This is a genomic window from Massilia antarctica (assembly GCF_015689335.1).
In the GTDB taxonomy this organism is placed as follows: domain Bacteria; phylum Pseudomonadota; class Gammaproteobacteria; order Burkholderiales; family Burkholderiaceae_D; genus Telluria_A; species Telluria_A antarctica.
The window spans coordinates 3,175,691-3,190,032 of record NZ_CP065053.1 but is presented as its reverse complement, the minus strand read 5'-3'; the positions used below and the strand labels follow the sequence as shown (position 1 = coordinate 3,190,032).

At 65.0% G+C, this 14,342-nt stretch carries 14 protein-coding genes; 11 read left to right on the top strand and 3 right to left on the bottom strand.

Features of this window, described 5'->3' with window-relative positions; translation table 11 throughout:
- Window positions 1-146 precede the first annotated feature (146 nt).
- The gene (locus tag IV454_RS14405; protein WP_054266532.1) at window positions 147-1,661 is read right to left on the bottom strand and encodes a CoA-acylating methylmalonate-semialdehyde dehydrogenase; all 1,515 of its coding nucleotides are present in this window, start codon (window positions 1,659-1,661) and stop codon (window positions 147-149) included.
- Window positions 1,662-1,665: 4 nt separating this feature from the next.
- Window positions 1,666-2,982 carry an omega-aminotransferase AptA gene (aptA, locus tag IV454_RS14400; protein WP_206091997.1) on the bottom strand — a complete coding sequence of 439 codons (1,317 nt, stop codon included), beginning with the start codon at window positions 2,980-2,982 and terminating at the stop codon, window positions 1,666-1,668.
- 172 nt (window positions 2,983-3,154) lie between these two features.
- On the opposite strand from aptA, the gene IV454_RS14395 reads away from it, so the two are divergent.
- The 5 genes from IV454_RS14395 to IV454_RS14375 all read left to right on the top strand — a co-directional run bounded on the left by IV454_RS14395 (window position 3,155) and on the right by IV454_RS14375 (window position 9,676).
- Window positions 3,155-4,621, top strand: coding sequence for an aminotransferase-like domain-containing protein (locus IV454_RS14395; RefSeq protein WP_206091996.1), 1,467 nt, complete (start codon window positions 3,155-3,157; stop codon window positions 4,619-4,621).
- An 8-nt stretch (window positions 4,622-4,629) separates the two neighbouring features.
- Complete coding sequence (locus IV454_RS14390; RefSeq protein WP_206091995.1) at window positions 4,630-5,310, top strand: TetR/AcrR family transcriptional regulator; 681 nt, start codon at window positions 4,630-4,632, stop codon at window positions 5,308-5,310.
- A 43-nt stretch (window positions 5,311-5,353) separates the two neighbouring features.
- A complete protein-coding gene (locus IV454_RS14385; RefSeq protein WP_206091994.1) occupies window positions 5,354-6,046 on the top strand; it encodes an SIMPL domain-containing protein in 693 nt (230 codons plus the stop codon).
- A gap of 160 nt (window positions 6,047-6,206) precedes the next feature.
- Window positions 6,207-8,390 (top strand): zinc dependent phospholipase C family protein, encoded by a 2,184-nt coding sequence (locus IV454_RS14380; RefSeq protein ID WP_206091993.1) that lies wholly within the window; start codon window positions 6,207-6,209, stop codon window positions 8,388-8,390.
- Window positions 8,387-9,676, top strand: coding sequence for a hypothetical protein (locus IV454_RS14375; protein ID WP_206091992.1), 1,290 nt, complete (start codon window positions 8,387-8,389; stop codon window positions 9,674-9,676). Before IV454_RS14380 ends, IV454_RS14375 begins: the two co-directional genes overlap by 4 nt.
- A gap of 63 nt (window positions 9,677-9,739) precedes the next feature.
- Here IV454_RS14375 and IV454_RS14370 read toward each other — a convergent pair whose 3' ends face one another.
- Entirely contained in the window at window positions 9,740-10,204 is a 465-nt protein-coding gene (locus tag IV454_RS14370) for a hypothetical protein (protein WP_206091991.1), read from the bottom strand.
- Between the two features lie 203 nt (window positions 10,205-10,407).
- Between IV454_RS14370 and IV454_RS14365 the strand changes: the two genes are divergently transcribed.
- The 6 genes from IV454_RS14365 to IV454_RS14340 all read left to right on the top strand — a co-directional run bounded on the left by IV454_RS14365 (window position 10,408) and on the right by IV454_RS14340 (window position 14,336).
- Window positions 10,408-10,962 (top strand): GNAT family N-acetyltransferase, encoded by a 555-nt coding sequence (locus IV454_RS14365; RefSeq protein WP_054266524.1) that lies wholly within the window; start codon window positions 10,408-10,410, stop codon window positions 10,960-10,962.
- Complete coding sequence (locus IV454_RS14360; protein ID WP_206091990.1) at window positions 10,962-11,702, top strand: carbon-nitrogen hydrolase family protein; 741 nt, start codon at window positions 10,962-10,964, stop codon at window positions 11,700-11,702. Before IV454_RS14365 ends, IV454_RS14360 begins: the two co-directional genes overlap by 1 nt.
- 157 nt (window positions 11,703-11,859) lie before the next feature.
- Window positions 11,860-12,141, top strand: a complete 282-nt coding sequence (locus IV454_RS14355) for a hypothetical protein (RefSeq protein WP_206091989.1) — start codon at window positions 11,860-11,862, stop codon at window positions 12,139-12,141.
- A gap of 4 nt (window positions 12,142-12,145) precedes the next feature.
- The gene (locus IV454_RS14350; protein WP_206091988.1) at window positions 12,146-13,036 is read left to right on the top strand and encodes a sensor histidine kinase; all 891 of its coding nucleotides are present in this window, start codon (window positions 12,146-12,148) and stop codon (window positions 13,034-13,036) included.
- Window position 13,037: 1 nt separating this feature from the next.
- On the top strand, window positions 13,038-13,802 hold the full coding sequence (locus IV454_RS14345; RefSeq protein WP_206091987.1) for a LytR/AlgR family response regulator transcription factor: 765 nt from the start codon (window positions 13,038-13,040) through the stop codon (window positions 13,800-13,802).
- A 102-nt stretch (window positions 13,803-13,904) separates the two neighbouring features.
- On the top strand, window positions 13,905-14,336 hold the full coding sequence (locus tag IV454_RS14340; RefSeq protein ID WP_206091986.1) for a VOC family protein: 432 nt from the start codon (window positions 13,905-13,907) through the stop codon (window positions 14,334-14,336).
- Window positions 14,337-14,342 lie beyond the last annotated feature (6 nt).

Here is a 14,342-nt window from a genome sequence, read left to right as displayed (position 1 = left end):
TGCGTTATCCCGAGCCGTCGCCCCCGCGCAGGCGGGGGCCCAAGTCCGATGATCAGTCGTTGGCAACGGAGGGAACTTGGGCCCCCGCCTGCGCGGGGGCGACGGTCTTTAAGCTAACCGTACGCATCACCCGCTTACAGGGTCTTTTACTTCATCTGTGGAAAAGCAAATTCCACGCCAGCACTCGCCGTATTCGGCCAGCGCTGCATTACCGCCTTATGCCGCGTGTAGAACCGCACGCCTTCCGGGCCGTACGCGTGGTGGTCACCGAACATGCTGCGCTTCCATCCACCGAAACTATTGAACGCCATCGGCACCGGCAGCGGCACGTTCACCCCCACCATGCCAACCTGGATCTGGCGCACGAACTCGCGCGCGGTTCCACCGTCGCGCGTGTAGATCGCCACGCCGTTGCCGTACTCATTGGCGTTGATCAGATTGACCGCAGTAGCCACATCCGGCGCGCGCAGCACGCACAGCACCGGGCCGAAAATCTCTTCCTTATAAATCGTCATATCGGGCGTCACGTGATCGAACAAGGTGCCGCCCACGAAGAAGCCCTTCTCGCGTTCCGCCACTTTGCAGTTGCGCCCATCGACCACCAGGGTCGCGCCCTGCTCCACGCCCTCGCCGATCAAGCGCTCGATGCGTTCCTTGGCCGCCGCGCTGACCACCGGTCCCATTTCGGCGTCGGAGGCCATGCCGTCGCGGATCTTGAGCGCGGCGGTACGCTTGCCCAATTCGCCAATCAGCTTGTCGCCGGCGTCGCCCACCGCCACCACCACCGAAATGGCCATGCAGCGCTCGCCGGCCGAACCGAAGGCGGCACCGATCAGGGCATCGGTCGCCATGTCCATGTCGGCGTCGGGCATGACCACCATGTGGTTCTTGGCCCCGCCCAGCGCCTGCACGCGCTTGCCGGCTGCGCTGCCGCGCGCGTAGATATATTCGGCGATCGGGGTCGAGCCGACAAAGCTGATCGCCTGCACATCGCGGTGATCGAGCAGCGCGTCGACCGTGACCTTGTCGCCCTGGACCACGTTGAACACGCCGTCCGGCAACCCAGCTTCCTTGAGCAGCCGCGCGTGCAGCAGCGACGCCGACGGATCGCGCTCGGAAGGTTTCAATACAAAGGTATTCCCGCAGGCGATCGCCACCGGGAACATCCACATCGGCACCATCACCGGAAAATTGAACGGCGTGATGCCGGCAACCACGCCGAGCGCCTGGCGCATCGACCAGGCATCGATGCCGCGCGAAATCTGGTCGGTGAACTCGCCCTTGAGCAGTTGCGGAATGCCGACCGCAAATTCCACCATCTCGATGCCACGCGCCACTTCACCCTGCGCGTCGGAGAACGTCTTGCCATGTTCGCGGGTGAGCATGGCCGCGAATTCGTCGGTATGCGCCTGGCACAGTTGCAGGTACTTGAACAGCACCCGCGCGCGCGTCAGCGGCGGCGTGGCGGACCATGACGGAAACGCCGCGGCGGCCGCGGCGACGGCGGCATCCACATCGTCCGGCGTGCCCAGCGCCACCCGCGCGCACGGCTCGCCCATGGCGGGGTTGAAGACATCGGCATAGCGCCCGCTCGCCGTATCGACTTTGGCGCCGTTGATGAAGTGGGCGATTGTGTCCAACTTTGTATCGAGATTGCTCATAAGGTCAGTCCAGGTTTTTGAGGATGGTGGCGAGCTTGCCGAACAACTCGTCGATGTGCTTCTTCTCCAGCACCAGCGGTGGCGACAGGGCGATGATGTCGCCGGTGGTGCGAATCAGCACGCCGTCGGCAAACGCCTTTTTGAAGGCGCTGAACGCGCGCGCGCCCGGCTTGCCATCGATTGGCGCGAGCTCGATGCCGGCCACCAGCCCGATGGTGCGGATATCGATCACGTGCGGCAGCCCTTTGAGCGAATGCACCGCGTCGGTCCAGTACTCCTGCACGGCCTTGGCGTTGTCGAGGATTTTCTGTTCCTCGAACACCTCCAGCGTGGCCAGCGCCGCAGCGCAGGCAAGCGGATGGCCCGAATAGGTATAGCCATGGAACAGCTCAATGCCGGCCGGTCCATCCATGAACGCATCGTGGATATGCTGCTTGGTGAACACGGCGCCCATCGGCACCATGCCGTTGGTGAGGCCCTTGGCGCAGGTGACCATGTCCGGCTCGACGCCGAAATAATCGAACGCGAACGGCGTGGACAGGCGCCCGAAGCCGGTGATGACTTCATCGAAAATGAGCAGGATGCCATGCTTGGTGCACAGTTCGCGCAGGCGCTTCAGATATCCTTTTGGCGGAATCAGCACGCCGGTGGACCCGGCCACCGGTTCGACGATGACGGCGGCGATGGTCGACGCATCATGCAGCGCGACGATGCGTTCCAGTTCATCGGCCAGGTTGGCGCCGTGTTCCGGTTCGCCGCGCGAGTAGGCGTTCTTTTCCAGGTTGTGCGTGTGCGGCAGATGGTCGACACCCGGCAACAGCGGCCCGAAGGTGCGGCGATTGCCGCCGATGCCGCCGACCGAAATGCCGCCGAAACCGACGCCGTGATAACCGCGTTCGCGCCCGATCAGGCGCGTGCGCCCCGCCTCGCCGCGTGCGCGGTGGTAGGCCAGCGCCATCTTCAGCGCCGTGTCCACCGCTTCCGAACCGGAGTTGGTGTAGAAGACGTGGCCGAAGCGGCGGCCGGTGTAGTCCATCAGCTTTTCGGCAAGGTCGAACGCGGCCGGGTGGCCCATCTGGAAGGTCGGCGCGAAGTCGAGCTGGCCGACCATCTCGCGCACGGCGGCGACAATCTTCGGCTGCGCATGCCCGCAGGGCACGCACCACAGGCCGGCGGTGCCGTCGAGCACGCTGTTGCCGTCGACATCCTTGTAGTACATCCCCTCGGCGGACACCAGCAGGCGCGGGTTGGCCTTGAAGTCGCGATTATTCGTAAATGGCATCCAAAACGACGACATCGATTCTGGTCTGGACTCGTTCATGCGACTCTCCAAGAATTTTTACAACTAAAAAAATTATTTACCAGTTGGCAAAATGATGATGCAATAATAGTCAGCAGATCAACTATGGCACATATACACAAATCGCAAAACCCGCCAACCGTATCGGTGGCGCAAACAATACAGTTCGCGGCAATGCAACAAAGGAATGTGGATGGATGATAGCGACGTCTTGCATGAGGAAGTGCCTCCTGGCAATTGCGGAGATGGCTGGCCGGTGCTGGCGATCGAGCGCAGCAAGCGCGGCGGCCTGGTCGACCAGATCGTCGCGGCCATCACGCAGATGGTAAACCGGCGCGATCTGCGCGTGGGGACCAAGATGCCCTCGGTTCGACGCTTCGCAAAATGTAATGGGGTGAGCACCTTCACGGTGGTGGAGTCGTACGACCGCCTGCTCACGCTTGGCCTGTTAAGTTCGCGCCGCGGTTCGGGCTTTTTTGTCGCCCGCAGCGAGGCGGCCAGCGCGCCGCAGCAACTGGCGCTGCAGGCGACACCGGCCGCCATCGACGCCCTCACCCCCGAACTGTATTCCGGCGTGTCGGACGCGCTGCCGGTCGGCGCGGGCTGGCTGCCGCCCGAATGGTACGGCGACGACACGGTGCTCGACGCCGTGCGCCACGCGATGAAGATTCCGGCCAGCCGCCTGCGCGGCTACGGCCATCCGCTCGGCTTTCCCACCCTGCGCCAGCACATGGCCGCCACCCTGGCCGACGAACTGTTCGCGGCCAGCCCGGACCAGATCCTGCTCACCCACGGCGCCACCCACGCCTTCGACCTGATCCTGCGCACCCTGACCAAGCCGGGCGACACGGTGTTTGTCGAAGACCCGGGCTACAGCAACCTGCTCTCGCTGATCCGCCATCATGGCTGCATCGCGGTCGGCATTGCCCGCGGGCCGGACGGACTCGATATGGAGCTCTTGACGGCGCAGGCGGCCGCGCTCCAGCCCAAGCTCATGTTCGTCAACACCGTGCTGCAAAATCCCCTGGGCACTTCGCTCACCCAGGCGCAGGCGCACCGCCTGCTGCTGGCGGCCGAGCAGTTCGATTTCTGGCTGGTGGAAGACGACATCTACCGCGAACTGGCTACCGGCGGCGACGCCTCGCTGGCCGCCATGGACGGTTTGCGGCGCGTGATCCGGGTCGGCAGCTTTTCCAAGACCCTCTCGCCGGTGCTGCGGGTCGGCTCGATCTGCGCATCGAACTCGCTCATTCCCGAACTGCTGCGCGTGAAAATGCTGACCGGGCTGACCACCTCCGAAATCAACGAGCGCGCCGTGTACCACGCCATTTCCGCGCGGCCCTACAAGCGCATGCTCGAACGCCTGACCGACCAATTGCAGTCGGGCCGCGAGCGCACCATCGAACGCCTGTTCGAGGCGGGCATGGAGCCGCTGGCGCGGCCGCGCGGCGGCATGTTCGTCAGCGCCGGCTGGCCCGATGCGCCCACGCCGGAGTTCAACGGCAAGGTCATTGCCGACCGCGCGCTGCGCGCCGGCATCCTGCTCTCCCCGCACGAATTTTTCATGCTGCGCCCGTCCCCGAGCATCTGGTTCCGCTTCAACGTGGCGTACGCCGCCGATGCGCCCCAACTGGTCCAGTTCCTGCAATCGCAACGCTGAAAGCCACCATGGCCACCATCAAGACCGTCACCGCACCGCACAGCGCCGCCGTCAAGCGCCGCCTCCTCAACCGCGACAAGCTCGAAGCCGACATCACCGACGTTGCCGTGCGCGTGTTCGCCGAATGCGGCTACGAAGGCACCTCGATCGCCACCATCGCCGAGCAGGCCGGCCTGTCGAAGCAGAACCTGATGTACTACTTTCCGACCAAGCAGGCGCTGTACGAAAGGGTGCTCGATGGCGTGCTCGATGACTGGCTGGCGCGCATGGCGACCTTGGGCGACCCGACCCAGGAACCGCGCGACGTGCTGCGCGCCTACATCCAGGCCAAGCTGCGTTTTTCGCGCGAACAGCCGTGGGCCTCGCGCGTGTATGCGATGGAAGTGATCGGCGGCGCGCAGTTGTACGGCCAGCAGATCCAGAGCCGCGTGGTGCCGCTGCTGCGCAAGGATATCGAGGTGTTCGAACGCTGGATCGGCGAGGGGCGCATCGGCCCCATCAACGCCACCCACCTGCTGTTCGCCATCTGGGCGATGACCCAGTCGTACGCCGATTTTTCGGCGCAGATGGCGCTGGTGCTGAACCGCAAACAGCTTTCGCGCAAGGACTTCGACGATGCCGAGGCCATGATCACCCATATGGTGCTGTCGGCGGTGGCCGTCGCGGACCCGCGGCCGGCTCACGTATGATTGCGGCCCCGGACCAACCTCCTGAAAGCAGAACGACACCACCATGGATTCCTATATCGAAGTAATCGGCCAGTCCTCGCTGGTCGAACAAGTGACGACCTACCGTGCCGACCTGTCGCTGTCGGTGCGCGCCGCCCACGCCGACACCGCCATCAGCGAAGCCGGCGCGCTGCGCGACGATTGCATTCGCGTCCTCAAGAGCTCGGGCATCGATCCCGACGAAATGAGCGAGGGCGGCAACGCCATCTGGCAACCCTGGTTCTGGAAAAAGGGCAAACCGGGGCAGGAACGCGCATTCAAGATCCTGATTGCGTGTTCGGACGCGAAGCGCCTGTACACCGCGCTCGACGCGCTGCAACCGATTTTCGAGCACCAGCGCTACACCCTGAGCGTGTCCATGCTCAAGCCGCAATTCGAGGCGTCCGACGCCGAACGGGCGGCAGCCCACGCGGCGGCGCTGGCCGATGCGCGCGGCAAGGCACAACTGATTGCATCGGAATCCGGAGTGCGGCTGTCGTTCGTTTGGCAGGTCGAGGAATTAGGGATAGCGGTCGGTCGTTCTGGCGCCTATGGCAATGAAGATTGGGGGTACGCCATGCGTGGCGGCGGCACTGGATCGGGTGGCGATGAGGAAGCGGTCTACGTCGAGCTCGAAAGCGCGAAACGGATCAACACAATACGCTATCGCGTGCGCTTCGGCATTGTTGCTGCTGAGACTGACAAGCCCGCCGTTTAAGGCGTCCCCATCAATCGCGCCGCCTTTGCGATGCCACAGGGCGGCGTGGTAGCGCAGGTCTACCGTTACAAATGCAGACGACAAACCAGTGAACTGGTTCCGACCGACGACCGCATTTGTGGAGGGCATCATGCCCGGACCGTATATACACATGAGCGCCATGCGCGCAACCGCCCGTGCGCTCGGGCGCGGCAGTTTCCGACCCGCCGCCAGCGCCCGCATCAACCCCGAATGGACCGGCGCCGACACCGCCGAACTGGCGCGCATCATGCAGCGCCATCCCAACTTCGCCAGCCTGGGCGCGATCGGCCCGGATCTGTTTTTCTTCCTGCCGGATTTTCGCGACCAAGGGCCGTTCCCGCTATCGAGCGCCCTGATCGGGGTGCTGCGCGTGCTCGAAGGGCTGTACGACGCGCTCGATCCCTACATCGAAAAATACGAACGCTATCTCGGGCCGATTTCGGAAAACACCGCCGAGGAACTCAGTCGCCTGACCGGCGGCCTGTCCGAAAGCGTCGGCAATATCGCCGGTGAACTGTCCGGCATCCTGATCACGGCGCTCGAAAACTTCGTCGTCACGCGCCTCGATCTGTTCGAGTTCTTTTCGCTGGGCCTGAACAAGGGCTTCGATGAACAGGCATTCCTCTGGTCGGACATGCTGCACTACCGCCGCACCGGCCAGTTCGCGCGCGAACTGTGGAACCAGGCGGCCAAATTCGAGTCGCAGGACGAGCAGGACAAGGCGCGCGCCTACGCGCTCGGCTACATGACGCACGTCGGCACCGATGTCACCGGCCATGCGCTGGTCAACGCCATTTCCGGCGGCCCGTTCCGGCTGCACTGGCAGCGCCACCACCTGGTGGAAAACCACATGGACGCCTTCCGCTACCTGCGCGACGGCGCCGGGCCGGCGCGCGGCGGCCAGTATCCGCAGCTGACCGAATCGGCCCTGTACTTCGACATCGCCTTCCGCGAAAACGATGGCGCCGGGGTGGCGCGCCCGGCCTACCCGGGCGGCAATACGCTGCGCGAGAACTGGACCCGGCGCCGCCTGCTCGATGTCGATTCCGAGCTGGCCGACCCGATCGCGAAACTGCTGCACGAGACCATTACCACGATCTATTACAAGGACGGTGCGCACCCGCGCATCTTGCGCGAGGAAGACGGCAAGCCGGGCGAAGACCTGATCGCCTCCTGTTACCGCCTGCTGTTCGCCTTCCTGAAAATGACCACCGTGGATGGCTTCGCGCACGAACCGCCACCACCGCCCGACGTATTCCCCAACCTGCAGTTCCCCACCTTTAACGATCCGCAGGCCAGCGCCCCCGGCGCCGGCGGCGACGACAGCAACTGGTGGGACGACCTGCTCGACTTCATCCTCTCGATCATCAAGGTGCTGCTGTATATCGTGCAGGTGGCGGTGTACCTGGCGACCCTGCCGTGGGCGATCCTGGCCGACATCGTCACCTATCCGCTGCGCCTGGGCCTCTACTACGCGCTCGAACTGCCGCTGTTCCACTTGCTCAAATCGTTCCGCGCCGTGCTGGTCATGTCCGGCTACCTGCTGCCGATGGACGATGAAATCACGGTCGGCCTGATCACGGTCGGCTTGCCCGATGCGCAAGCGTTCGCCGGGGTGCTGAACGATGTCGGCAACGTGCTCCCTGGCTTCGACACGCCGGTGCTCGACCTGACGCCGTTCCGCGACCGGGCATACCCGCGCCGCCATCCGGAGGACGAATTCAAGCATCCCTGGCAGTATCCGTCTGACCAGGGTGTCGAACTGGCGCCGACCTTCGCCGGGCCGCATCCGCGCCGCGCCAACCCGGATGTGCTGTTCCAGAACGTGGGCGCGGACCCGCAGATCCGCGATGACCTCGAGAACGCGGCCACGCCGCAAGCGGCCGACGCGGTCGGCCCGGCCCTGCGCGCGAATCGCCACCTGGGCGACGCGGTCGGCTTTTCGAGTTATCTGATCTGGCTCAATTCGCGCCAGAATCCGCAGCCGGGCGGTGGCGCCACCGTACCGTTGGTCGACTGGAACCTGGACGCGGACCGTGGCTACGGCTACCACACCTGGGACTTCGCGCGCAGCCTCACCCCCGGCGGGATCAAAGATCCCGAAGGCTTCGAGTTCCAGCCGCCGTGCACGTGGCCATCGCAGGCCGAACCAGCAACGCTGCACAACCCGTCGGTGCCCTTGAATATCTACTTCCTCGAAGCGGGCGTAAGCAACCCCGGCTGCGGCGTGGATGTGGGCAGCGGCATCCTGGCGGCACTGGCGCGCGGCGCCGCGCGCGCCGCCAGCGGCAAAGACAGTGACGACGACAGGGGGACATCATGAAACCATCCGACCAAGACCGCGCCTGCACCTGCACCTGCCATGCGCAGGGCGCACCGCAAGTGCCCTGCCGGCAGTGCCGCTGCGGCCACGATCCGTGCCAGCCGCCGCACGGGCCGGTGTGTCCGCCGCCGCCGCGCTGCCCGTTCCCCGGCACGGTGGAACTGCCGCAAGCCGACCTGCCCCCCCCGGTCAAGACAGCGCCGCAGCGGCCCGAAACCGTCAACCGCCCACCGCCAGGCAGCCCGGCCGAAATCCCATGGTTCCACGGCCAGGTGCAGGGCATCCTCCAGAACGGTCCGACCTTCGGTCCGCGCAAGGATGAATTCCTGCCGTTTCTCCTGATCCGCGCCAACGGCGGCGACAACGGCGCGCGCCCGCTGAACGGCGTGTTCTGGGAGTCGCCCGATATCTACGTGGTGCCCAGCCAGGACGCGGCCAGCGCGCCGGTACAGCCGGCCACGGTGGGCGGTATCGCGCGCGCCAACGCGCCCAACACCTTGTATGCGCACGTCTGGAACCTGGGCAAAGCGCCGGCGCTGCGGGTGCGCGTGGAATTCTACTGGTTCGACCCCACCCTGGGCATCTCGCGCGCCGACGCCAATTTCATCGGCGCCACCTGGGTCGACCTGGGCAACCGCTTCAACAACAGCACCGAATGGCGAATCGTGAATGGCCCGGACGGGCGCTACCTGAGCCACGGCTGCCACGCCATCGTCAAGTGTCCGCAAAGCTGGGTGCCGGCCTTCGTCAACGGCGGCCACGAATGCCTGGTGGTGCGGGTGCATGAACCGATACTCGATGCCGTCTCGCCCGACCAGTTCTCGGCCCCGGCGGACCGCCATATCGGGCAGCGCAATATCGCCGTCATTCCATCATCTTCGCCGGCGGCGATCGACCTGGCGCTGAACCTGGGCTATCTGGCCAACCCCGGGCCGGCGCGGATCGAAGCGACCCTCGACGCACCCGACACCATGGACTGGCTCAAGCTGTACACGGGCCTGGCCAACCCCGGCCTGGTCACCCCAGCCAATCCGCTTGCCTACGGTCTGCTGCCGGCCACGGTGGGCCAGGCGCGCAGGCAGCGTTTGAGCGATATTCCGTTCGATGCGCGGAGCAAGCTGCTGCTGCCGGCCGAGGATGTGCTGCGCGGATGCGAGCGCCAAGCCATCCCCTTCCACGCCAGCATCGCCGACATCAAGCGCGGCGAGGCGCAGGTGCTGCGCGTGCGGCAGAAAATCGGCGGCGAGATAGTCGGGGGATATACGGTGGTGCTGATCGGGCGATGAACGCGCGCCCCGCGTCGCCGGATGACGAAGCGGGGCGCGGCGCTCGCCGGAGCGAACCGGCTTTTAGCGGACCGGCGGCACCGTGGGCTTCTTGTCGGTGCCCGAGGTCCCAGTGGCCGCGCCGGTGCTGTCCATGCCACGGTCGCGGGACGTGCCGGTGACCGGCGGCTTGCTGCCGCCGGTGCTGCCGCTGGTGCCGGACGAGCCGCGCATCTCGGTGCCGACGGTGGTCCCCGTCATGTCCGCATCGCGCGCCGGGTTGGTGTTGGCACTGGTGCTGCTGTTGGTCGTGTCGCGCGGATCGGTGATCACGTCGCGCTCTTCCTGCGACTTGTCGCGGTTATGGGGCGTCTTGATGCCGCTGCGCGGCTGCCGGTCGGGATTGGCGGACGTAGCGCGGTCGCGCGTGGTGGCGCCGGTCGCATTCGTGCCGCTGGTGGTGCCGCTGGTGGTACCGCTCTGGTCTTGCGCCCATGCTGCGCCGCCGACCATGAGAGCAACGAGGGAAATCACAAGTCTGGTTTTCATGCCTGTCTCCTGAAGAAGATAACGAACAGCTATTCTTGCATCGCAAGCCATCCGTGCGGGTAGGACCATGCCTCGGGTCCGCGTGGGATCAGGTCGTGCTGTTTTTGTCGCCCGGAAAGAAGCAATGCCGAGCGACGACAGCGCCATACCCCAAACGCGGCATTGGTGTATTCTTGCCAATTGCCCATCCTGCCCGATTGCCCATGCCAGAACTTGCTCCCATCACACTCCAGACCGAGCGCCTGACCTTGCGTTTTCTGCACGCCAGCGATACCCAAGCGCTCTACACAATCCACTCCGACCCGGCCGTGATGCGCTACTTCAGCGGCACCGCCTGGACCGATCCGGCGCAGGGCGACGCCGACATCGCGCGCGCGCTCGACGGCTACAGCAGCGGCAACGGCATGCAACTCGCTCTTGTCCTGCGCGACACGGGCAAGCTGATTGGCACCATCAAACCGCACGCCTTTCACGCGCAGAACCGCCGCTGCGAAATCGGCTACGCCCTGGCCAGCGCTCACTGGGGCCAGGGCTACCTGAGCGAAGCGATGCGCGCCACCCTCGACTACCTGTTCAAGGAAATGAACATGAACCGCATCGAAGCCGATATCGACCCGCGCAATCTCGCGTCGGCCAAGCTGCTCGAGCGCATGGGCTTTCAAAAAGAGGGCTACATGCCGGAGCGCTGGATCGTCAACGGCGAAATCTGCGATACCGTCTTCTACGGCCTGCTTCGGCGCGGCTGGGAGAACAGCTGATGGCCAGCCTGCGCTATGCGGCGGCGCAATCGGCGTCCGTGCCGTTCGATATCGCGGCCAACGTGGTGCGCCATCTGGCCTTTATCGATACGGCCGGCGAGGCTGGCGTGCAGTTGCTGGTATTCCCCGAACTGTCGCTCTGCGGCTATGAGCTGGCCGGCATGGGCGCCTGCGCGCTCAAGGCCGACGACGGCCGGCTTGCGCCGCTGCGCGAGCGCGCGCTCAAGGCCAAGATGACCGTGGTGGTGGGAGCGCCGCTGGCCAACGCGGGCGCGCTGCCCGGCATTGGCGCCATCACCTTTCATCCGGACGGGCGTACGTCCGTCTACCGCAAGCACTTCCTGCACGCGGGCGAAGAGCGGCACGTCACGGCCGGCAGCGCGATCAGCCAGCTGCACGAGGTGCGCGGCGTGAAGGTGGCGCTGGCCATTTGCGCCGACACGGGCCAGCAGCAGCATGCGCACGCCGCCGCGGTGGCCGGGGCCGAACTGTATGTGGCCGGCTCGTTGATCTCCGCCGGTGGCTACGGCAAGGACACCACGCAACTGGCCGGCTACGCAAAGCTGTTTCGGATGGGCGTCTTGATGGCCAATCACGCGCACGCCTCGGGAGGATACGAGAGCGCCGGCCGCAGCGCGATCTGGGACAGCGGCGGGGAGCTGATCATTGCCGCGCCGGGACCGGGCGAGATGCTGGTGATTGCCGGCGACGATGGCGGCACGCTCGTCGACGTGGCATAAATCTGCGGTTTTCGTTGGTAAAACAGCAATCACCAGCCTTTTATCGCGTCCCCAAACCGGTCACCACCCCATTTATGCACTTCATCGGACAGCGGTGGAGCATTCGCGCGGCACTTGTTAAAGTCTCTCCATCGACAACCCTCCTCTGGAGCAGCAAATGAACAACCCTGCCTTTACGTCCTTTTTTGCCAGCCTCGAAGACCTCGGCCGCACCCTGGTCAAGGCAGCGCGCTACGCCGTCGGCGCGATCGCCACGATGTCCTGGCCTACCCTGCTGCTCAGCGCCGTCGGCCTGGCCTTGCTGCTCACCATCGTGCCGCTGGTATTGACCCTGTTCGTGCTGTTCATGGTCATCAAGCTGGTGCATGGCTACATGTCGGACCGCGCCACCCGCGGCCCGGCCACGCCCTGCACCCCCGTGAAGCCCGAAGGCGAGTAAGAACGTGAATGCAAGCCAGCTGAACAAGGCGATGGATTTCCTGCGCGATTCCCTCGCGCAGGCCACGGTGTTATGGTGGAACTTCTTCGACTGGCTTGCATTGGTGGAATGGCGGCAACTGTTCATCACCTGGTTCCTGGCCATGGCCTTCGGCCTGATTTTGACCCTGCCCGAACCGGCGGTGTGGTACGTGATCCTGTCGTACGGCGTGAAAGTGCTCGCCGGCGGCAAGCGCAAGGCCGAACTGATGGCCAAGGAAGCGACCGCGACAGCCAGCGTCGCCGTGCTCGAACGGCGCCTGCTCGAAGCGCAGATGGCGACCTTGCAGGCGCAGGTCGAGCCGCATTTCCTGTTCAATACCCTGGCCCTGATCGGCCAGTTGATCGAAACCGACCCGCCGCAGGCCGCGCGCATCCACATGCACCTGATCGAATACCTGCGTTCCACCCTGCCGCAGATGCGCGCGGCCGGCGGCGGCACCCTGGGGCGCCAGGTCCAGCTTTCGCGCGCTTACCTGGCCATCATGCAGGCTCGGATGAAAGAGCGGCTGACCGTCAGTTTCGACGTGCCCGTGCAACTGGAGCACCTGCCCTTCCCGCCGATGATGCTGCAGATCCTGATCGAGAACGCCATCAAGCACGGCCTGGAACCGAAAATCGAGGGCGGCCGCATCGATGTCGGCGCGCGCCTGGTCGGCGACACCATGCATGTCGATGTGCGCGACAATGGCGTGGGCTTCAACATGCACGCGGGCGATGGCGTGGGCCTGGCGAATATCCGCGAGCGCCTGTTCCTGCTGTTCGGGCCGCGCGCCGAGCTGGTGATCGAAATGCCGGCCGACGGTGGCGCCCTGGCATCCTTGCGCGTGCCCCGTACATCGAAGGAGAGCAACTGAAATGGCCACTGTCAGCGCCCTGATCGTCGACGACGAATCCCCCATGCGCGACCAGTTGCGCGCGCGCCTGGCCGAGGTGTGGCCGGAACTGGCGATCGCGGGCGAGGCGTCGAACGGCCTCGATGCGGTGGCCATGGCGGCGCAGCTGCGGCCGGACATCGTGTTCCTCGACATCCGCATGCCGGGCCAGGGCGGCATCGAGGCGGCACGGCAGTTATACAACCAGTGCCACATCGTGTTCGTGACCGCGTACGACCAGTACGCGCTGGACGCCTTCGAGCAGGGCGCGATGGATTACCTGCTCAAGCCCGTGGTGGCCGAGCGCCTGCGCGTGACGTGCGAGCGCCTGCGCACGCGCCTGACGAAAGCGCCCGAGAACATCGGCGAGCAGTTGCGCCGGCTGACCCATATGTTGCAGCAGGGCGAATCGAAAAAGCCCGCCTACCTGCGCTGGATCCAGGCGCAGGTAGGCAGCAACCTGCGCATGATCAGCACCCGCGAAATCCTGTTTTTCCGGTCCGACGAAAAGTACACCGTGGTGCAGACGGCGCAGGCCGAACTGCTGATCCGCAAAACGCTCAAGGAGCTGGCCGACGAACTCGATCCGGACGAATTCTGGCGTATCCACCGTTCCACCCTGGTGCGGGTCGACGCCATCGCCGAGGTCACGCGCGACGAGCGCGGACGCCAGATGCTCAGGGTACGCAATCATCCGACGCTGCTGGAAGTGAGCCGCAATCACACGCATCTGTTCCAGCAGATGTAAGGCCGGTGCCGGCGCACGAGGCGGCGGCGACGCGCACCCCGATATCGCATAATCCAGTACCATATACCCTGCTTTTCCGATCACCTACCCAGGAGAAGGAACATGTCAGCCACACCCAAGCAAACCCGCGCCAATATCATCCCCTGCTTGCGCTACCGCAACGCGCCAGCCGCCATCGAATGGCTCTGCAGTACTTTTGGTTTCGAAAAACAACTGGTTGTTCCCGGCGACAATAACACCATCCTGCACGCGCAATTAGCGTTCGGCAACGGCATGGTGATGCTCGGCTCGGCCTCGGCCGTCGATTCCGAGTACGGCAAACTGATGAAGCAACCCGACGAAATCGGCGGTACGCAAACCCAGACCATCTGCGTGGTCGTCGCCGACGCCGACGCCGTGTACGAGCGCGCCATCGCGGCGCGCGCGCCCATCGTCATCGACATCAAGGATGAAGACTACGGCGGGCGCAGTTTTACCTGCCGCGACCTGGAGGGCCACGTCTGGACCTTGGGCACCTACGACCCCTTCGAATAAATCAGC